General features: G+C 71.1%; 11 protein-coding genes. 4 read left to right on the top strand and 7 right to left on the bottom strand.

The window, feature by feature from the left end:
• Positions 1-350: 350 nt before the first annotated feature.
• Together ACH4NX_RS14170 and ACH4NX_RS14165 are read right to left on the bottom strand one after the other, a co-directional pair.
• Positions 351-2,936 (bottom strand): lipopolysaccharide biosynthesis protein, encoded by a 2,586-nt coding sequence (locus tag ACH4NX_RS14170; protein ID WP_398127043.1) that lies wholly within the window; start codon positions 2,934-2,936, stop codon positions 351-353.
• Positions 2,929-4,221 carry a DegT/DnrJ/EryC1/StrS family aminotransferase gene (locus ACH4NX_RS14165; RefSeq protein WP_398127042.1) on the bottom strand — a complete coding sequence of 431 codons (1,293 nt, stop codon included), beginning with the start codon at positions 4,219-4,221 and terminating at the stop codon, positions 2,929-2,931. The genes ACH4NX_RS14170 and ACH4NX_RS14165 overlap by 8 nt, the downstream gene beginning before the upstream one ends.
• A 403-nt stretch (positions 4,222-4,624) precedes the next feature.
• On the opposite strand from ACH4NX_RS14165, the gene fahA reads away from it, so the two are divergent.
• Complete coding sequence (gene fahA / locus ACH4NX_RS14160; protein WP_351389761.1) at positions 4,625-5,857, top strand: fumarylacetoacetase; 1,233 nt, start codon at positions 4,625-4,627, stop codon at positions 5,855-5,857.
• A 240-nt stretch (positions 5,858-6,097) separates the two neighbouring features.
• On the top strand, positions 6,098-7,036 hold the full coding sequence (locus ACH4NX_RS14155; RefSeq protein ID WP_398127041.1) for a M56 family metallopeptidase: 939 nt from the start codon (positions 6,098-6,100) through the stop codon (positions 7,034-7,036).
• 58 nt (positions 7,037-7,094) lie between these two features.
• Here the strand turns inward: ACH4NX_RS14155 and recQ are convergent, their stop codons facing one another.
• The gene (gene recQ, locus ACH4NX_RS14150; protein WP_398127171.1) at positions 7,095-9,134 is read right to left on the bottom strand and encodes a DNA helicase RecQ; all 2,040 of its coding nucleotides are present in this window, start codon (positions 9,132-9,134) and stop codon (positions 7,095-7,097) included.
• An 803-nt stretch (positions 9,135-9,937) separates the two neighbouring features.
• On the opposite strand from recQ, the gene ACH4NX_RS14145 reads away from it, so the two are divergent.
• Positions 9,938-11,710 carry a PP2C family protein-serine/threonine phosphatase gene (locus ACH4NX_RS14145; protein ID WP_398127040.1) on the top strand — a complete coding sequence of 591 codons (1,773 nt, stop codon included), beginning with the start codon at positions 9,938-9,940 and terminating at the stop codon, positions 11,708-11,710.
• Entirely contained in the window at positions 11,707-12,171 is a 465-nt protein-coding gene (locus tag ACH4NX_RS14140; protein WP_398127039.1) for a response regulator, read from the top strand. The genes ACH4NX_RS14145 and ACH4NX_RS14140 overlap by 4 nt, the downstream gene beginning before the upstream one ends.
• Here the strand turns inward: ACH4NX_RS14140 and ACH4NX_RS14135 are convergent.
• From ACH4NX_RS14135 to nuoL, 4 genes are all read right to left on the bottom strand, one after another.
• Positions 12,156-14,438 carry an ATP-binding protein gene (locus ACH4NX_RS14135; RefSeq protein ID WP_398127038.1) on the bottom strand — a complete coding sequence of 761 codons (2,283 nt, stop codon included), beginning with the start codon at positions 14,436-14,438 and terminating at the stop codon, positions 12,156-12,158. The genes ACH4NX_RS14140 and ACH4NX_RS14135 overlap by 16 nt on opposite strands.
• A 255-nt stretch (positions 14,439-14,693) precedes the next feature.
• Positions 14,694-16,346, bottom strand: coding sequence for an NADH-quinone oxidoreductase subunit NuoN (gene nuoN / locus ACH4NX_RS14130; RefSeq protein WP_351389777.1), 1,653 nt, complete (start codon positions 16,344-16,346; stop codon positions 14,694-14,696).
• Positions 16,343-17,914 (bottom strand): NADH-quinone oxidoreductase subunit M, encoded by a 1,572-nt coding sequence (locus ACH4NX_RS14125; protein WP_398127037.1) that lies wholly within the window; start codon positions 17,912-17,914, stop codon positions 16,343-16,345. Before ACH4NX_RS14125 ends, nuoN begins: the two co-directional genes overlap by 4 nt.
• Before the next feature lie 5 nt (positions 17,915-17,919).
• Entirely contained in the window at positions 17,920-19,911 is a 1,992-nt protein-coding gene (gene nuoL / locus ACH4NX_RS14120) for an NADH-quinone oxidoreductase subunit L (RefSeq protein ID WP_398127036.1), read from the bottom strand.
• Positions 19,912-19,920: the final 9 nt, after the last annotated feature.

Raw genomic sequence — 19,920 nt, 5'->3', positions numbered from 1 at the left:
TCGTGGTCACGCTCGTAGTCAGGTTCGTGGCCGGGTTCATGGCCGCGCTCGTGGCCGGGTTCGTGGCCGCCGTCGGCGTCGTGACCGGGACCGGGCCCGGCTCCGGCATCGGGTCGGGCTCCGGCTTCGGGTCCGGCTCCAGCTCCGGGTCCGGCTCCAGCTCCGGCGTCGTGTTCGGGACCGCGCGCGAGGGTGTCCCCGGTGTCCGGCGCGTCCGAGGGCTTAGGTGCGTCCGGGTTCGAGGCGTCCGGGGTCTCCTGCCCGGGTGCGGGCTCTGGTGCGGATCTCTCCCGTGGAGTTACTGGCGGACGCACGACGGTTCCCCCCTGGCGATTCGGCTCCGTGCTTGATCAGTCCCTGGACATGCCGTTCGGTCTGGCGCGGTACGGGGGCTCCGTCAGGTCCGTCTTGAAAGCCGGGCGGCGCAGTGACAGGAGCAGGACTACGAGAACGAGCAGCAGGAGGAGAGGCGGCGCGACCGGCGCGAGCTCCTGACGCCAGACCCAGCCCCCCACCGCGGCGAGATACAGCACCCCCCACCGTCCCTGCCACGCCAGCCGGCCGCCCGCCTTCTCGAGCAGCAGCCACAGCGGCACGAGACACAGCAACTGCAGAACGAGCGGCGTCCAGCGCAGCAGTGGGCCGGGCCCGTCGAGCCCCACCGCTTCCGCGAGAAATCCGGCCGTCTCGGTATATAACGTCCCACCTACCGCCTCCGGTTCCCGGCCGAGGGCGACGGGTGCCGCGTGCAGGGCGAGGACGGCGGCACCCAGCGCGGTACCGGGCAGCCAGGGGTCGGGCGAGGCGCACAAGGTCACGGCCGCCACGAACACCACGAGCAGCAGGCCCCCCGCCACCAGTGCGGGCAGGGGCACCCCCCGCAGCAGCTCCTGACCGGTGAGGTCGGCCCCCACCTCGGACACGCCGCCCAGCCACGGCAGTTCACGCGTCGCCACCAGGAAGACCACGGTGGCGACGCCGAGCAACAGCCACAGGGCGGGCCTCAGACGCCGCTCGGGAACCGTCCCGATCGCGTAGTCGTCCTCGACGAACCTGCCGTCGGCCCGGGGACCGGCATCGTCGTCCCGGCCGCCGGCCCCGGGCCCCGGACCGGAGGCGGCACCTGAGTCGGAGTCACGGCCCGGGCTCACGTCGTAGACGTCGGTCACGTGGGATTTCGCGTCGGCGTTGACGTCGGATCCCGCGTCGCGATTCACGTCGGCTTCCACCTCGGCTTCCGCACCCCAATCCGCGTCGCGATTCGCGTCGGAACTCACGTCCGATCTCGCGTCCGGTCTCGCGTCCGGGCCGGATGCGGAACCGGGCCCGGCGTCGGGGTGCCGGGTCCGCCGGACGATCACCGCGAGGGTGTCCGCCTCCAGGGCTTCCCGCTCGTACCCCGGGCGCCCGATGAACAGGGCGACCGTGTCGTCCCGCGACGCCGCCTCGGACTGCCCGTTCTCGTACGCCGCCCGCCGCGCCCAGTTCGTGCCGTATCCCGCGGTGGCGTTCAACCGTGCCCAGTGGGTGCCGTAGGAGTTGCCGGGGCCGGATTTCCGACCGCCCAGCGGTCCGGTGCCACCGGACGGGCCCGAGGCCCCGGGCCCGCGCGAACCACCGGCTTCGTCGATGCCGCGCAGGGCGGCGCGCAGGCCGGGCGCGCAGCCGAGGGCGACCACCGTCATGCTTCCCAGCACGGCCCACCCGGCGCCCGCGATCCCGGCCGGGGTGAACAGCATCGCCGCGCTGCCCAGCACCAGGACGCACATGCTGCCCTGCACGGCGGCGAGCACGCCCGTACGCCCCTGGACGCGCAGCACGCCGATGTACAGCTCGACCACGATTCTCGGCAGCGCGCCGACGGCCAGCAGCCGCAGCACCGTGGAGCCGTGCTCGGCGTAGTCCGCGTCGAAGGGCGCGAGGATCTGCGGGGCGAAGACGACCAGGAAGAGCACCACCGGCACCAGCAGCAGCGTCATTCGGCGCAGCGCTCCGCGGACGCCGTCGGCGAGGCGGCGCGGGTCGTGCGAGGCGTGTGCGGTGAGGGAGGAGGCCATGTTGATGGCCATGAACTCCATCGTGCCGCCGACGGTGTAGGCCACGTAGAAGTAGCCGTTCTCCGCCGCGCTGAAGTTGACCGCGACCATCACCGGGAGCAGGTTGATCATCGCCAGGCTGAACACCGCGCCCAGCGAGTCCCCGGCGAGGAACCGGCCCATCTCCCGGACCTTGGGCGGCTCCACGTCACGGTCGGCGGCGGCCTGGCGCGGGATGAGTCTGCGGAAGATCAGCCAGCCGAGGGGCAGGGTGGAGAAGGCGATGGCCACGGCCCAGGAAACGAAGATGCCGAGCACCGGCATCGTGGTGGCGAAGAAGGCCAGCATGATCAGTTTCCCGACCGAGAACACCGCGTTCCCTGCGGGCACCCACTCCGCCTTGCGCAACCCGGTCAGCACGCCGTCCTGGAGGGTGAGCAGTGCCCAGGCCACGCACGCCGCGACGAACAGCGCCCCCGCCTCCGCGGTCCCCAGTGGAGCGTACGACGAGCCCCACAGGTCGAGGGTGAGCAGGAAGACGACGGCGGCGACGGCTACGACCACCGAACTGGCCGCGTACGCACGCCACACCAGCCACCCGGTCGCACGGCCGGCCCGCGGCACGAAACGGACCACGGCGCCGATCATCGTGGTCGCCGTGATGCTGGCGAGCAGCCGCATCGCGGCGATGGCGGCGGAGCCCTGCCCGACGGCCTCCTCCGAGTAGTAGCGGGCGGCGACGAGCCAGAAACCGAGGCCGAGCACGGCGGAGACTCCGGTGCTGAGCATCAGGAAGTAGGCGTTCTTGAAGAGCGAGTCGCCGCCGTGCCCGCTGTCGGGCGGCGTCGGGCCGCCGCCCGCCGGTGCCGCCGCGGTCTCGTGCACCTGAGTCTCAGCCACCGATCGGGCCCAGCCCTTCGGGTGCCTCGGCCGGCCGTACTCCGGACTCCTCCAGCGCGGCGACGGCCGCACGGGCGCGCAGCGGGTCCACGGGCAGCGCGTGCCGCGCGAACCAGCGCGCCCCCTCAGGAGAGGGTGACGGGTCGGTGAAGGCGGCACCCGCGTAGTCGTCCAGCGGCGGGTCGTAGAGATAGCCGACGACGATGCCGCGCCGGGCCAGGGCACGGGCCGCCGCGTCCCGGTCCGCCACGAGCAACGGCACACGGAACAACGGCTGCGCCGCGCCCGGTGACCGGTTCCTCGCGCCCTCCCACCCGGCCGGTTTCGCCCACCGCGTCGACAGCAGCAGCTCCGTCCCCGCACGGCAGTCGGCGAGTACGCCGTCCAGCCCGTCGAGTTTTCGCCCGATGCGCCCGAGCCGGAACCGGCCGGCCCGCAGCCGGTAGTCGTGCATGTCGACGCGGACCCAGGGGTCGTGGGCGTCGAGGGAGCCACGGGCATCCGGGGAGCCGTGGGCATCGAGGCCGGAGGCCGAGGCGGCCGCGCGGGCCAGCTCCCCGGGACGCAGCGGCATCCGGATGTCCTCCCGCTCCGTCAGCTTCAGCAGCCGCATCGTGGCCCAGGCGGCCCGCCGGAGCCTCAGCCCGCGTACGACGGCCTCCGCGTACGGCCTTACGGCATAGGCGAGTTCGGCCGTCGTACGGCGCGGCAGCAGCAGGTCGTCGCAGGTCTTCTCCAACGCGTCCCGCAGCCCCGGGTCGGCGAGCGCGAGGATGCCTCCCGCCTTGGCGCCCACATGCTTGGACAGGCTGAAAACGGAGGCGTCGCCCCAGGCGCCGACCGGCCGTCCGCCCACCTCGCTGCCGATGGCGTGCGCCGCGTCCTCGAACAGTGGGATGCCCAACGCGTCGCAGCGGGCCCGCAGTCCGGGTGCCGGGTCGGGGTTGCCGTACAAGTTCGTCGTCAGTACGGCGGACAGCGATCCCCACACCTCCTCGGGCACGGCATCGATGTCGATGGACGCGTCCGACGGGTTCAACGGCGCCTGCACCGGCCGCAGCCCGGCCGCCAGCACGACGAAGAAGATGACATCGTCGTTGACCGGCGACATCAGCACCCGGCCGCCCGGCGGGCACCAGTGACGCAGTGCCGCGTACAGCCCGAAACGGCATGACGGTACGTACACGCATTCCCGGCCGAGACGGCTGCGCATGGCCTCTTCCAGCCGCTTCCTCGGCTGCGAACCATCCCGCACCGAACCCGGACCGGCCTCCCCTGTGGCCATCCGCCCCCCTGGTGTGCCATCGAAGGCCCCCTCCCCGAGGCCTTCCAGCACCCGCCCAGAGTCACCCCGTTCGCACCGCTCCGTCAAGATTGCGTACCGGCCTGTGGACGACTTCCCGTACTCAAGCGGAAGCGGAGCGCCACATCCCCGGCCGTTCACGCGGGCGTACGCCGACGGTGCGGGGGCCGCCCCACCGGTCGCTCTCCCCGTCTCCCGCACCGGCGCCCGGACCACTCCACGCACGTCAGCCCGCCCGAGCGCCCCCTTCCCCGCCACGCGCCGTCACCTCCCGACGCACTGCCCAAGACCGGTATGTCACCCGTAACGTGTGGCCCGGCCACGAACCACGTGGCGCACACGGCGCGCACGGCGCATGGCGAGCACGAAAGCGAGGCAGCACCCGATGCCCCCCTTCGATGTCCCCGAGGGCGACCCCTTCGGCCCGCACAACCTTCCGTACGGCGTGTTCTCGGTCCCCGGCACGCAGGAACGGACGGTGGGCGTCCGGCTCGGCGACCACGTCCTGGACGCCGGCGCGGCGGCCCACGCGCTCGGTTCGCCGTACGCCTCCCTGCTCGCACGGCCCACCCTGAACCCGCTGCTGGCGGCCGGCCGCACCGCCTGGTCCGACGTCCGGCGCGCGCTCACGGCCTGGGTGACCGTCCCCTCCCACCGCGAGACCCTGGAACCCCTGTTCCATCCGCTGACGTCGGTGACCCTGCACCTGCCCTTCGAGGTCGCGGACTACGTCGACTTCTACGCCTCCGAGAACCACGCCCGGAACGTCGGTCAGATCTTCCGCCCCGACGCGGCCGACTCCCTCACCCCGAACTGGAAGCACCTCCCGATCGGCTACCACGGCCGCTCCGGCACGGTCGTCGTGTCGGGCACGGACGTCGTACGGCCGTCCGGGCAGCGCAAGGCCCCGGCCGACGCCGCTCCCGTCTTCGGCCCGTCGGTCCGCCTCGACATCGAGGCGGAGGTCGGCTTCGTGGTGGGCGTGCCGTCCGACATGGGCAGCCCGGTGGCGCTCGGCGACTTCCGCGAGCACGTCTTCGGACTCTGCCTGCTCAACGACTGGTCCGCCCGGGACGTCCAGGCCTGGGAGTACGTTCCCCTCGGCCCGTTCCTGGGCAAGTCCTTCGCCACGTCCGTGTCGGCCTGGATCACGCCGCTGGACGCCCTGGAGGAGGCGCGGGTCGCACCGCCGGAGCGCACGCACGAGCTGCTGCCCTACCTCGACGACACGGCCGGGGAGCGGGACGAACCCGGAGGCTACGACCTGCGGATCTCCGTCGCCGTCAACGGCCACGTCGTCTCCGAGCCGCCGTTCTCCACCATGTACTGGACGGCCGCCCAGCAGCTGGCCCACATGACCGTCAACGGCGCCTCGCTGCGCACCGGCGACCTCTACGGCTCGGGCACGGTGAGCGGACCGACCGAGCGGGAGCGCGGGTCCCTGCTGGAACTGACCTGGAACGGACGCGAGCCGCTGGAACTCCCCGACGGCAAGCGGACGTTCCTGGAGGACGGGGACGTGGTGACCCTGTCGGCCTGGGCGCCGGGTCCGGACGGCGTCCGGGTGGGGCTGGGCGAGGTGACCGGACGGGTCACCGGCCCGCGGACCGGGCAGTAGCGCCCCCGGGGCTCCCTGGCTCCCTGGCTCCCTGGCTCCCTGGCTCCCGCACGAACTCCCGGGGCTTTCAGGGCCCCCGCGCGCCGGATCCCGGATCCTTTCCCTTCGGGGCCTGACTCACACCGCCCGTCACCGTCATACTGACGGCGGGCGGTGTGCGCGGCACCACCCCACCGCCGCCCCAGCAGAACCGCACCCCAGCCAGAGCCGCCCTTCCGACCAGGATCCGGAGCCCGTGGCATGACCGTCTGCCTGCTCCTGCTGTTCGTCGTCGCCGTGACCGCCGCGGTGCCGGTACCGCGCGCGCTGACCCGGTCCGCGTGGCCGGAACGGGACCCGGTCGTCGCCCTGTGGGTGTGGCAGTGTCTGGTCGCCACCGTCCTGCTGTGCTGCCTGACGTCTCTGGTCCTCGGCGCCGCCGCCGTCTTCGGCACCGTCCGCGCCCAGCTCTTCGCGCCGGCACCGCCCGCGGTGACCGCGGCCTACAACCTCTCCGCAGGCCCGCCCTGGGCGGCCGCCCTCACCCTGCTGCTGGCCGGCGGCGCCGCCTGGACGACCGCCATGCTCGCCCGCGAGCTCGTCGAGGCCCGCCGGCGGCGCGCCCAGTCACGCGCCCACCTGCGCGAACGCGCCCCGGACCTGCCCGCCGGACTCCCCGCCGCCCGCGGCCCCCTGCTGGTCCTGGAGGACGAGTACCCGGACGCCTACTGGATGCCCGGCAACCCGCCCCAGCTGATCGTCACCACCGGCGCCCTCCAGCGCCTCACCGACCATCAGGTCGACGCCGTCCTCACCCACGAGCGCGGTCACGCCCGGGCCCGCCACGACTGGCTGCTGCACCTGTCCAGCGCCCTGGCCACCGGCTTCCCTCGGGTCCCTCTCTTCGCCCATTTCTGCGACCAGACCCACCGCCTGGTCGAACTCGCCGCCGACGACACCGCCTCCCGGCGCTGCGGCCACCTGACCACGGCGCTGGCCCTGATCGAGCTGAACCAGCACCGCGGCGTCCTGTCCTGCTCCTCCAGCCACCGCCTGCTCGGCGAACGGGTCGACCGCCTCCTGGAACCCCCGCCCCGTCTGCTCCCCCGGCACCGGGCCCTGACCACGGCGACAGCCGCCCTGGTCCCCCTCCTGCCCCTGCTGATCACCTTCGCGCCGGGCCTCACGGCGCTGGCGTAGGCAGCCGCGCCGCGCAGGACGCCCGCCCGACGCCCGCCACCGACTCCCCGGCAAGCCTCTACATCCAGTCGTCGGGCTCCGGCTCGGGCTCATGCTCCGGCCAGTCGTCCGCGGGGTCCTCGCCAGGGGCGGGGACGGAGCCAGGGCCGGAACCGGCCGGCGGACGGCCCGGTGCGGGCGCCGTGGCAGCGGCCGGCCCGTCCAGTCCCGCCAGCACCGCGAGCACGCCCTCGCCATAGGTCGCCAGCTTCTTCTCGCCGACCCCGCTGATGCCGCCGAGCTGCCCGACCGAGGTGGGCCAGGCGGTCGCGATCTCCCGGAGTGTGGCGTCGTGGAAGATGACGTACGCCGGGACGCCGTTCTCGCGGGCCTGCTCCGCGCGCCAGGCACGCAGCGCCTCGAAGGCGGGCAGCAGTTCCTCGGGCAGTTCGGCCGCGGCGGCCTTGGGCTTGCGGTCCGCGCGCCCGCCGCCCGCCGACCGTGCCGTGGCCGGTTTCTTGGGCTCCTTGCGCAGCGGCACGTCCCGCTCCCGCCGCAGCACCGCCCCACTGGTCTCGGTGAGCACCAGCGTGCCGTACTCGCCCTCGACCGCGAGCAGCCCCTGGGCCAGCATCTGCCGGGCGACGCCCCGCCACTCGCCCTCGGTCAGCTCCTCGCCGATGCCGAACACGGAGAGCTGGTCGTGGTCGAACTGGATCACCTTGGCGGTGCGCTTGCCCAGCAGGATGTCGATGATCTGCCCCGCGCCGAATTTCTGGCCGCGCTCCCGCTTCAGCCGCACCACCGTCGACAGCACCTTCTGGGCCGGGACCGTGCCGTCCCAGGTCTCCGGCGGGGTGACGCAGGTGTCGCAGTTGCCGCAACCGGCCGGGTCCGGGTCCTGCCCGAAGTAGGCGAGGAGCTGGCTACGGCGGCACTGCGCGGTCTCGCACAGCGCGAGCATCGCGTCCAGGTGGGACTGGGCCCTGCGACGGAACGCCTCGTCGCCCTCGCCGGACTGGATCAGCTTCCGCTGCTGTATGACGTCGTTGAGTCCGTACGCCATCCAGGCGGTCGACGGCAGCCCGTCCCGCCCGGCGCGGCCGGTCTCCTGGTAGTAGCCCTCGACCGACTTGGGCAGGTCGAGGTGGGCGACGAACCGCACGTCCGGCTTGTCGATGCCCATGCCGAAGGCGATGGTCGCCACCACGACCAGGCCGTCCTCCCGCAGGAACCGGGACTGGTGCGCCGCGCGGGTGCCCGCGTCCAGGCCGGCGTGGTACGGCACCGCCTCGACTCCGTTGCGCGACAGGAACTCGGCGGTCTTGTCGACGGAGTTGCGCGAGAGGCAGTACACGATGCCCGCGTCCCCGGGGTGCTCCTCGCGCAGGAAGCCCAGCAGCTGCTTCTTGGGGTCGGACTTCGGCACGATCCGGTACTGGATGTTGGGCCGGTCGAAGCTCGCCACGAAGTGCCGCGCCGTCGGCATGTTCAGCCGCTCGGTGATCTCGCGGTGCGTCGCGTGCGTGGCGGTCGCGGTGAGCGCGAGCCGGGGCACGTCCGGCCAGCGCTCGCCGAGCAGGGACAGGGCGAGGTAGTCGGGGCGGAAGTCGTGACCCCACTGGGAGACGCAGTGCGCCTCGTCGATCGCGAAGAGGGAGATCTTGCCCCGGGAGAGCAGGTCGAGGGTGCCCTCCAGGCGCAGCCGCTCGGGCGCCAGGTACAGCAGGTCCAGCTCACCGGCGAGGAACTCGGCCTCCACCACGCGCCGCTCGTCGAAGTCCTGCGTGGAGTTCATGAACCCGGCGCGCACACCGAGCGCCCGCAGCGCGTCCACCTGGTCCTGCATCAGCGCGATCAGCGGGGAGACCACGATGCCCGTGCCGGGCCGGACCAGGGACGGGATCTGGTAGCACAGCGACTTGCCGCCACCGGTCGGCATGAGCACGACGGCGTCGCCGCCCGCCACCACGTGGTCGACGACCGCCTCCTGCTCGCCGCGGAAGGCCTCGTACCCGAAGACCCGGTGCAGCGTGGCCAGCGCCTCGCTGTCCACGTCCCTCACCCGTGCCGCCTGTGCAGCCTCTGTCATCTCGCCGATCACGCCCGTCCCGCCCATCGTCCCGTCCCCCGTACGTCCTGCCTCGCCCGTCCGGGCCATGCCGTCCCGTCCGGTCTGTCTGACCCGTCTGGTCCGTCCTGTCCCGACCACTGCCTCAACGATAGGGGCCCGCGCCGACAGCGCCGGAGTTATCCACAGGCTCCCCCCTTGCGGGCCGTGATCAGACGGTAGCCAGAAGCGATATCGGAGCTCCTGCCACGGAGATCTGCAAGACTGGCATTCGAGAACGCTCCTTTCGACCGGCCGCCCCCTGACGAAGACCGGACCGCTGACGATCCGGCCCCCGGCCTGCCACCGCATACCCGGCTGGTCGACGCCGCGACTGCCTTCACCTGCCCGCAGCCGGTCTTTCACGAGCTTCTTCACGAGCGGACCATGAGCTTCCCAAGCTGAGAGCGCGCGTTCGATTCTCGTCACCCGCTCCATGAAAAGCCCCAGGTCTCCGGCCGGGGCATCTTTGTTGCCGAGCCGCTTGAGGCGTTCCGTGCGCCTTGACCGGCCTGGCCCTCAAGATCGCCCCTCAATCACCGCCCTTGCCGGCGCGGGTACAGCCGTCGCTTCTCTGACCGACAAGCGGCTCCAGGTCGTGCCCGTTGCGTGCCCGACCATGCGCAGTCCGACGGACGGAACGGGCGGCGAGACGGGCGAGGGCCGCAGGGGCGACCTGTGGCGGTCGCGCCTGCCGCGTCTCCCGCCAAGCCCACCGAGACCGCGCCTGGAGGCGCTCAGTTGCGAGGTGGCATAGCGTTTCCCCTGACGGGCCGGGGCCGGCAGCGGTGATACGGGACGGCGGATCAGCGGTGGAGCAGCACGAGGACAGGGCTTCACGTCAGGCGGATGACGGATGGTGGTCAGGCCGTCTGCATGAGCTCTGGCACGTCGCCGAAACGGCGCAGGACGTGACGGGGCTGGCCGAGTCCCTCTACGACATGCTGCTCCGCATTCCCGGCGTACTCGCCGTCGTGGGTACCCGCTGGAGCGGCGGGCTGCTGCACTATCTGCGTAGTGTCACCGTGGCGGAGCCGACAGCATCCCTCATGGAAATCGAACGGAATTACGGCGAATCCGGCGCCGCCGGGGCTCCGGACGGTGATCCGACTGTCACGGTTCGCCAAGTGTCGGAACTCGACGGCACCATGCCCCACGTCCAGGTACTGGTGGCGGCCGGCGCGCGGAGTCTGGCCGAGTGTGCCGTGCCGCTGGGGCAGGGCGGCTGGGCCTCGTTCATGGTCGGTACCGCGGACAGGGACGCCATCGATGTGACGCTGCGGACCCGGTTGCGGCAGGTGGCCGAGGTCGCCATGGTCTCGGACCGGCGCATCACGGCGCGGCGCGCCGACGAGGTGCGTCAGGTGAGTGACGCCTTTCTGGCGGAGGCGTCGTTGCAAATGGATTCGAGCCTTGACGTGAGAAGCACCGTGCAGCGGGTGGCTCGCACGGCCGTTCCCGCCATCGCCGAGGGGTGCGTTCTGCATTTGTGTCTTCCCGAAGGACTGAAATCCGTGTCCTTCGCGCACATGGACGCCGGTGAGCAGCAGTGGCTCGCCAAGGTTGCCGCCGAGGACGCCTGGCTGGCAGAGGCGTTGCAGCAGGTACTGGGCAGCGGGCAGGCACTGGCTCTGACGGGTGAGGAGCTGCGGGGAGGGCCCTTCGGGCCCGCGTCGTCCGGGCCGGGCCGGGCCGTGCGGGCGATCAGTGTGAACCCGCTCAAGGCCCGGGGCCGGGTCCTGGGCACGCTGACGTTTCTCTACCATCGCGCGGTCGTGGCCGAGGGGGCCTCACAGTTCCTTGCCGGTCTGGCCGACCGGGCGGCGTTGGCAATCGACAGCAGCACCCTGTACGAACAGCGGCGCCGCCACGTGGTCTCCCTCCAACGGCATCTGCTCCCGAGAGAGCTGCCGTTGATTCCCGGGATCACGCTGAGTTCCGCGTACGAAGTGGGTGACGTCTCGCTCGACGTGGGCGGTGACTTCTACGACGCCGTCCCGAGGGCGAAGGGTGGAGTGACCCTCCTCCTCGGTGACGTCTGCGGGCGAGGGGCTGAGGCCGCGGCGCTGACAGGTCTGGCCCGCCACACCCTGCGCACCCTTCTCGAGGACGGCAGTACGCCCGAGCACGCGCTGCAACGGCTGAACCAGGCCCTGGTCAGGGAGAGCACGTCCCGCTTCGTGACGGCGCTCGTAGCGCTACTGGTACCGGACGGAGAGGGGTTTCGTGCGCGCTACTGGAGTGCTGGGCATCCGGCGCCTCTGCTGCGGCGGGCGGACGGCACCGTGGAGGAACTCGTCGCCCACGGGGATCTGCTGGGCGTGCTGGAAAACATCGAGTACGGATCCGGGTCGGTGCGCCTGGCGCCGGGGGACGCGCTGGTGATGTTCACCGACGGAGTGACCGAGGCGAGAGCGGCCGACGGGATGTTCTTCGAATCACGTCTGCGCGACGAGGTCGCGCGGCAGGGTGCCGGTGGGGCCCAGGGGTTCGCCGAGCGGCTGGCAGAGGCTGTTGTGGAATTCCGGGCGACGGGTGCCGACGACATCGCCGTGCTCGTCGCACGGGCGGAGTCCACCGGATGACCGGGCCTGCCGAGGAGCACAGGATCGATCACGACCTCGTCTGGGTGGTCGAGGATTCGGCGGAGGACGCCGAGGCCATTGCGCGGGCGCTCCGTCGCACCCATCCGTGGCTGGCACTGGACTTCACCGACCGGGGTACGGGATTCGTCGAGCGGTTGCTGGAGGCCGCCCGTCGGCCGGGGCTCGTCCTTCTGGATCTGAACCTGCCCGGTCCCAGTGGAGCCGAGGTGCTGCGGTCGATCCGCTCCCGGCCCGAACTGGACGGCGTGGCCGTCGTCGCCTTCACCTCGTCCACCGGGCCGGACGAGGTGGACACGACCTATGCGGCAGGCGCGGACAGTTACATCTACAAGCCGGTCAACTTCGAGCTCTTCAGAGCGGTGCTGAAGGGGGCTGTCGACTACTGGCAGAGAAAGGCGAACGGCGGGGACGAGGGCCCTGCCGCTCAGCCGCCCTCTTGACCCAGGGTGAAGAAGAATGCGGTCCCGCGGCCTGGTGCGCTGTCGAGCCACAGCTCGCCACCGTGGCGCTCGACGATCCGCCTGACGATCGCGAGCCCCACGCCGGTGCCGCCCCCGCGCTCGCCCTGCCCGTGCAGTCTGCGGAAGAGCTCGAACACCTCGTGCTGCTGGTCGGGCGGAATGCCGATGCCGTTGTCCCGGACCACGACGGTCTGCTGTGGAGGACCGCCGACCGGGGGGCGGAGCGTGGCGACCAGGACTTCGACCGTGCGATCGTCCTGGTCGGAGGCGTACTTGGCCGCATTCACCAGGAGGTTGACCAGCACTTCGTAGAGCCGGTTCTCATCGGCGTACACCATGGGCAGGTCATGTCGGACGACCCGCACGCGGGCTTCGGCCAGGCGTTCGCCGGCCACGTCGAGCGCGGAATCCAGTACGCGGTCCAGTGGGACACGGGTGCGGTGCAGCCCGCCTCGGCCCAGTCGGGCGAAGTGCAGCAGCGAGTCGAGCAGGTCGTCCATCCGGCCGGCCAGCCGTCGTACGGTGTGCATCCGGCGGACGGTAGTCGCGTCGAGCGCCGCACCGGCGTCCTCGATGACGAAGGTCGCGGCGTTGGAGATGCCTCGTAGTGGTTCCTTCAGGTCGTGAGCTGTCACGTGAGCGAATGAGTCGAGGTCGGAGTTGCTGATGCGCAGCTGTTCGTTCAGCTCTGCCAGCTCCGCCTCGTGCCGCAGCACGAGTCCTGTCAGCGTGCGCCAGAGTTCCTGTGCGGTGGCACGGTCGGTGGGCGTCCAGGGCAGGCACTGTCCATGTACCACCGCGCGGAAGACCGCACCCGAGCCGCGAGGGGTGAGCCGTTCGCCTCGCGGTCCGACCTGCACGGGCCTGGAAGGGTCGGTGGCCCATTGGCGGGCGGTCGGACGGGCCCCACGGAACCAGGCGAGGTAGTCGCCCGAACGGCTCAGCGTCACCATCAGGACCCCTGCCGGGCCGTCTTCCGTCAAGTCGTCCGGAGCGTCCGGCTCCTCCGACAGGCGGTCCGTACTCCAGGCCGTGCCGGGTGCCAGCCCTGCCGCGCGGGCCCGAAGGGCCTCCAGCACGGCGGGAGGAACGCTCATCCCGCTGGTGGTGCTGCGGCCACCGCGGCAGAGCACCGCGCCGTCGGCGTGCAGCAGGTATCTGAGGGCGTCGTCACCTGCCAGGAGTGAGTCCTCCAAGTCCGACGTGACCCGGGAGATGATCCGGTCGAGGCGCTCGCGGGATGCGGTGAGCGCCTCGGCCTGCTCGCGTTCCTCGATGGCCGCGAGCTGGAGGGAGAAGGCCACGCCGAAGAACTCACACGCCGCCCGCATGTCCGGGGGGATGGTGACAGCAGCGTATCCGTGACAGGCGATGAGCCCCCAGAGCTCGCCTTCGCGGAGGACGCTCACCGACATCGACGACTTCACACCGATGTTCCGCAGGTACTCCAGATGGAAGCCGGACACCGTACGCAGCACGGAGTTCGACAGGTCCAGTGGCAGGCCCGAATCGGCTCGGAGCGGAGGGTGCAGACCCACGCTGGTGTCGTCCACGTCGGCGATCACCCGGATCCAGTTGTCGCGGTAGAGCCGCCTGGCCTGGGGCGGGATGTCACTGGCGGGGAACCAGAGCCCGAGCCAGGGCTCGCGACCCCCGGTGATGTCCTCGGCGACCACCTCTCCTGGCCCGTTCTCGCCGTCGAAGCGGTAGGCGACCACGCGGTCGAAGCCGGTCAGAGCCCGGATCTCACGGGTGGCCGCCTGGCAGCATTCGACTGCTGTCGTCGAGGACCGCAGACGCGTCAGAGCTCGCCGGACCGCCTGGTAGAAGTGCGGGAAGCGTGGCGCCGCGACGGCGCGCGACTCGTACTCCAGGACGACCAGAGGCCCCTGCCGGTGCGCGGTCACCTCGAACATCCGGTGGGTGCCCGCCACATCGACGGAGACGGGGAGAACCAGGCCGGCCGCATCGTGCTGAGCGCAGACCTGGAGCGCCTCGGCCCAGTGTTCGGGGGACAGCACCCGCGTGATGGGCCCTCCGACCAGCTCCTCGGCAGCAATCCCCAGCAGGCTGAGCGTGTTCAGTGCCGCGGTGTCCACGGTGCCGGTATCGGCCTCCACCGCGAGCAGGGTGCCGTGGGACTGGATCATGCCCAGCCGGTGAATGGGCTCCCGGACGCATTCGCCGAGGTCGAAGCCGATGGCCGCCGCCGCTTCGGCCTCGCGTTCCGGTTCCGGTAGGGACATCTCTTCTCCCCGCACAGAGTTCTCGGCCCGGCCTGACAGGCGTCCGTTTTGTCGCCATCCTTCCATGGTGCCCTGCGGCGGAGGAGCTGCTGCGCGTATGTGTCGTCGCTCCCGGAGCGCGCCCTTCCCGCTGGATCTGGACCTGACCGCCATCAAGGCCCGCCCCAACGGCGAGTAGCCCCCAGGCACAAACGGCGGCGGCCCGGCATCCCCGAGAGGATGCCGGGCCGCCGTCACAGAGGCGCGAGCGCCGCGTCAGCGCACGAACACCCCCGCCTGTCCCGCCAGGTCCAGGAAGTACTGCGGTGCCACGCCGAGCACCACCGTGACCGCCACGCCGACGCCGATCGCCGTCATCGTCAGCGGGGACGGCACCGCGACGGTCGGGCCCTCCGGCCGCGGCTCGCTGAAGAACATCAGGACGATCACGCGGATGTAGAAGAACGCCGCGATCGCCGACGAGATCACACCGATCACGACCAGCGGGGCCGCGCCGCCCTCCGCCGCCGCCTTGAAGACGGCGAACTTGCCCGAGAAGCCGGAGGTGAGCGGGATGCCCGCGAAGGCCAGCAGGAACACCGCGAACACGGCCGCCACCAGCGGTGACCTGCGGCCGAGCCCGGCCCACTTCGACAGGTGCGTCGCCTCACCGCCCGCGTCGCGCACCAGTGTCACGACCGCGAAGGCGCCGATCGTCACGAAGGAGTACGCGGCCAGGTAGAAGAGGACGGACGAGACGCCGTCCGGCGTGGTGGCGATGACACCGGCGAGGATGAAGCCCGCGTGCGCGATCGACGAGTACGCCAGCAGCCGCTTGATGTCGGTCTGCGTGATCGCGACGATCGCGCCGGCCAGCATGGTGACGATCGCCACGCCCCACATCACCGGCCGCCAGTCCCAGCGCAGGCCGGGCAGGACGACGTAGAGGATGCGGAGCAGCGCGCCGAAGGCCGCCACCTTGGTCGCCGCCGCCATGAACCCGGTCACCGGTGTCGGTGCGCCCTGGTACACGTCCGGCGTCCACATGTGGAACGGCACGGCGCCCACCTTGAAGAGCAGGCCCATGACGATCAGCGCGGAGCCGACGAGCAGCAGCGCGTCGTTGCCCATGGTGTCGGCGAGCGCAGGGGTGACGTTCTGCACGGTGCCGTCGACGACCTGCGCGATCGTGCCGTACGACATCGAGCCCGCGTAGCCGTAGAGCAGGGCGATGCCGAACAGGGTGAAGGCGGAGGCGAAGGCGCCGAGCAGGAAGTACTTGACGGCCGCCTCCTGCGACAGCAGCCGCTTGCGGCGGGCCAGCGCGCACAGCAGGTAGAGGGGAAGGGAGAAGACTTCCAGGGCCACGAAGAGCGTCAGCAGGTCGTTGGCCGCCGGGAAGACCAGCATGCCGGCGACGGCGAAGAGGAGGAGCGGGAAGACCTCGGTGGTGGTGAACCCGGCCTTCACCGCCTTCTGCTCGCTCTCGCTGCCCGGTACGGACGCGGCCTGCGCGGCGAAGGAGTCGACGCGGTTGCCGTGCGCCTCCGGGTCGAGTCGCCGTTCGGCGAACGTGAACAGGCCGACCAGGCTCGCCAGCAGGATGGTGCCCTGAAGGAAGAGGGCCGGTCCGTCGACGGCGATGGCGCCCATCGCCGCGATGCCCGCCTTGGTCGTGCCGTATCCGCCCGCCGCGAGCGCGACGACCGCGGCGAAGGCGGCGACGAGCGCGACGGCGGACACGAAGGTCTGCACGTAGTAGCGGGACCTGCGCGGCACGAAGGCCTCGATCAGGATTCCGATGATCGCCGCGCCGAGGACGATGAGGACGGGCGACAGCTGCCCGTACTCGATCTTCGGCGCGTCGATCTTCGAGATCGGATCGGCCGCCGCCGTTGTCCACAGGCTGTGGACGGCTGTTGCGCTCACTTGGCCGCCTCCACCTCAGGCTCGGGGTCCTTCTTCTGTACGTCGGACATGGTCTGCTCCACGGCGGGGTTGACGATGTCCGTGAGGGGCTTCGGGTAGACGCCCAGGAGGATCAGCAGCGCCACCAGCGGCGCCACGACCACCAGCTCACGCACCCGCAGGTCCGGCATCGCGGACACCTCCGGTTTCACCGGGCCCGTCATCGTCCGCTGGTAGAGGACGAGGGTGTAGAGCGCGGCGAGGACGATGCCGAAGGTGGCGATGATGCCGATCACCGGGTAGCGCGTGAAGGTGCCGACCAGGACCAGGAACTCACTGACGAAGGGCGCGAGGCCCGGCAGCGAGAGGGTCGCCAGGCCGCCGATCAGGAAGGTGCCGGCGAGCACGGGGGCGACTTTCTGCACTCCGCCGTAGTCGGCGATGAGCCGTGAGCCGCGCCGCGAGATCAGGAAACCGGCGATCAGCATCAGGACGGCGGTCGAGATCCCGTGGTTGACCATGTACAGCGTCGCGCCGGACTGGCCCTGGCTGGTCATCGCGAAGATGCCCATGACGATGAAGCCGAAGTGGGAGATCGACGCGTAGGCGATCAGCCGCTTGATGTCGCGCTGGCCGACCGCGAGCAGCGCCCCGTAGATGATGCTGATGACCGCCAGGACGAGGACGACCGGCGTCGCCCACTTGCTCGCCTCCGGGAACAGGCCGAGGCAGAAGCGGAGCATCGCGAAGGTGCCGACCTTGTCGACGACCGCCGTGATGAGCACGGCGGTCGGGGCGGTGGACTCCTGCATGGCGTTGGGCAGCCAGGTGTGCAGCGGCCACAGCGGCGCCTTCACCGCGAAGGCGATGAAGAAGCCGAGGAACAGCCAGCGTTCCGTGCTGGTCGCCATGTTCAGCTCGCCGCTCGCCCGGGCCTCGGCGATCTCGGTGAGCGAGAAGTTCCCGGCGACCACGTAGAGCCCGATCACCGCGGCCAGCATGATCAGGCCGCCGGCCAGGTTGTAGAGGAGGAACTTCACGGCGGCGTACGACCGCTGGGTGGCGGCCGTCTTCTCGCCGTGCTCGTGGGCCCGGTCCCCGAATCCGCCGATCAGGAAGTACAGCGGGATCAGCATGGCTTCGAAGAAGATGTAGAAGAGGAAGACGTCGGTGGCCTCGAAGGAGATGATCACCATCGCCTCGACGGCCAGGATCAGGGCGAAGAAGCCCTGCGTGGGCCGCCACCGGCTGCTGCCGGTCTCCAGCGGGTCGGCGTCGTGCCAGCCCGCGAGGATGATGAACGGGATCAGCAGGGCGGTCAGCGCGATCAGTGCCACCGCGATGCCGTCCACGCCCAGCTCGTACCGGACGCCGAACTCCGCGATCCAGGAGTGGGACTCGGTGAGCTGGTAGCGGTCGCCGTCGGGGTCGAAGCGGACCAGGACCGTGACCGCCAGCGCGAGCGTGGCCAGCGAGACCAGCAGCGCCAGCCATTTGGCCACGGTGCGTTTCGCGGCCGGCACGGCCGCCGTGGCGATCGCCCCGACGGCCGGCAGCGCCGCCGTGACTGTCAGCAGGGGAAAGGACATCGGTATCAGACCGCCCTCATCAGCAGGGTCGCGGCGACGAGGACCGCCGCACCGCCGAACATCGAGACCGCGTACGAGCGCGCGAAGCCGTTCTGCAGCTTGCGCATCCGCCCGGACAGGCCGCCGACCGAGGCCGCCGTGCCGTTGACGACCCCGTCGACCAGGGTGTGGTCGACGTAGACCAGGGAGCGCGTGAGGTGCTCGCCGCCGCGGACCAGGACGACGTGGTTGAAGTCGTCCTGGAGCAGGTCGCGCCGGGCGGCCCGGGTGAGCAGCGATCCGCGCGGGGCGACGGCCGGCACCGGACGGCGCCCGTACTGCGCCCAGGCGGCCGCGACACCGATCACCATGACGGCGACCGTGGAGAGGGTGACCGTCAGGGCGCTGATCGGCGCGTGGCCGTGGTCGTGCCCCGTGATGGGCTCCAGCCAGTGCAGGAAGCGGTCGCCTACGCCGAAGAAGGCGCCCGCGAACACCGAGCCGAAGGCGAGCACGATCATCGGGATCGTCATGAGCCCCGGCGACTCGTGCGGGTGCGGCGGGCCCGCCGCGGCAGCGGCACGTCCGGAATCGGTCTCGCCGCGTGTCGCGGCCGCGGGCTCCACGTCGGGTTTCGCGGGCGACGGCGTCGGGGCGTGGCGCCAGCGTTCCTCGCCGAAGAACGTCATCAGCATCACGCGCGTCATGTAGTACGCCGTGAGGGCCGCGCCCAGCAGGGCGCAGGCGCCGAGGATCCAGCCCTCGGTGCCGCCCTTGGCGAACGCCGCCTCGATGATCTTGTCCTTGGAGAAGAAGCCGGACAGCCCCGGGAAGCCGATGATCGCGAGGTAGCCGAGGCCGAAGGTGACGAACGTGACCGGCATGTACTTGCGCAGTCCGCCGTAGCGGCGCATGTCGACCTCGTCGTTCATGCCGTGCATGACCGAACCGGCGCCGAGGAACAGCCCGGCCTTGAAGAAGCCGTGCGTCACCAGGTGCATGATCGCGAAGACGTAGCCGATGGGGCCGAGTCCGGCGGCCAGCACCATGTAGCCGATCTGCGACATGGTCGAGCCGGCCAGTGCCTTCTTGATGTCGTCCTTGGCACAACCGACGATCGCACCGAACAGCAGCGTGACCGCGCCGACGATGGTGACCACCAGCTGCGCGTCGGGCGCGCCGTTGAAGATGGCGCCGGAGCGGACGATCAGGTACACGCCCGCCGTCACCATGGTCGCGGCGTGGATGAGGGCGGAGACCGGGGTCGGGCCCTCCATCGCGTCCCCGAGCCAGGACTGCAGCGGTACCTGGGCGGACTTGCCGCAGGCGGCGAGCAGCAGCATCAGCGCGATCGCGGTGAGCTTGCCCTCGTCGGCTCCGCCTGCGAGTCCGGCCTCTCCGTGGTCGCCGAGCACCGGCCCGAAGGCGAAGGTGCCGAACCACAGGAACATCAGCATGATCGCGATGGACAGGCCCATGTCGCCGACGCGGTTGACCAGGAAGGCCTTCTTCGCGGCGGTGGCGGCGCTGGGCTTGTGCTGCCAGAAGCCGATCAGCAGGTAGGAGGCGAGACCGACGCCCTCCCAGCCGACGTACAGCAGCAGGTAGTTGTCGGCGAGGACGAGCAGCAGCATCGCCGCAAGGAACAGGTTCAGATAGCCGAAGAAGCGGCGGCGGCGCTCGTCGTGCTCCATGTACGCGATCGAGTACAGGTGGATGAGCGAGCCGACGCCGGTGATCAGCAGGACGAACGTCATCGACAGCTGGTCGAGCCGGAAGGCGACGTCGGCCTGGAATCCCTCCACCGGGATCCAGCTGAACAGGTGCTGCGTCAGGCTGCGGTCCTCGGCGCCGCTGCCGAGCATGTCGGTGAAGAGGACGACACCGATCACGAAGGACGCGGCGGCCAGCAGCGTGCCGATCCAGTGGCCGACGGCGTCCAGCCGTCGTCCGCCGCACAGCAGGACCGCCGCTCCGAGCAGGGGCGCCGCCACCAGCAGCGCAATGAGATTCTCCACGATTCAGCG

This window comes from Streptomyces sp. NPDC017225, assembly GCF_044331465.1.
Taxonomy (GTDB): domain Bacteria; phylum Actinomycetota; class Actinomycetes; order Streptomycetales; family Streptomycetaceae; genus Streptomyces.
The sequence above is the reverse complement of the archived record's forward strand: the minus strand, read 5'-3'. Positions and strand labels throughout refer to the sequence as shown.

Coding starts and splice junctions, on each gene's coding strand:
- ACH4NX_RS14165 (WP_398127042.1), bottom strand. CDS start 4,221: ATGGCCACAGGGGAGGCCGGTCCGGGTTCGGTGCGGGATGGTTCGCAG.
- fahA (WP_351389761.1), top strand. CDS start 4,625: ATGCCCCCCTTCGATGTCCCCGAGGGCGACCCCTTCGGCCCGCACAAC.
- ACH4NX_RS14155 (WP_398127041.1), top strand. CDS start 6,098: ATGACCGTCTGCCTGCTCCTGCTGTTCGTCGTCGCCGTGACCGCCGCG.
- recQ (WP_398127171.1), bottom strand. CDS start 9,134: ATGGGCGGGACGGGCGTGATCGGCGAGATGACAGAGGCTGCACAGGCG.
- ACH4NX_RS14140 (WP_398127039.1), top strand. CDS start 11,707: ATGACCGGGCCTGCCGAGGAGCACAGGATCGATCACGACCTCGTCTGG.
- ACH4NX_RS14135 (WP_398127038.1), bottom strand. CDS start 14,438: ATGTCCCTACCGGAACCGGAACGCGAGGCCGAAGCGGCGGCGGCCATC.
- ACH4NX_RS14125 (WP_398127037.1), bottom strand. CDS start 17,914: ATGTCCTTTCCCCTGCTGACAGTCACGGCGGCGCTGCCGGCCGTCGGG.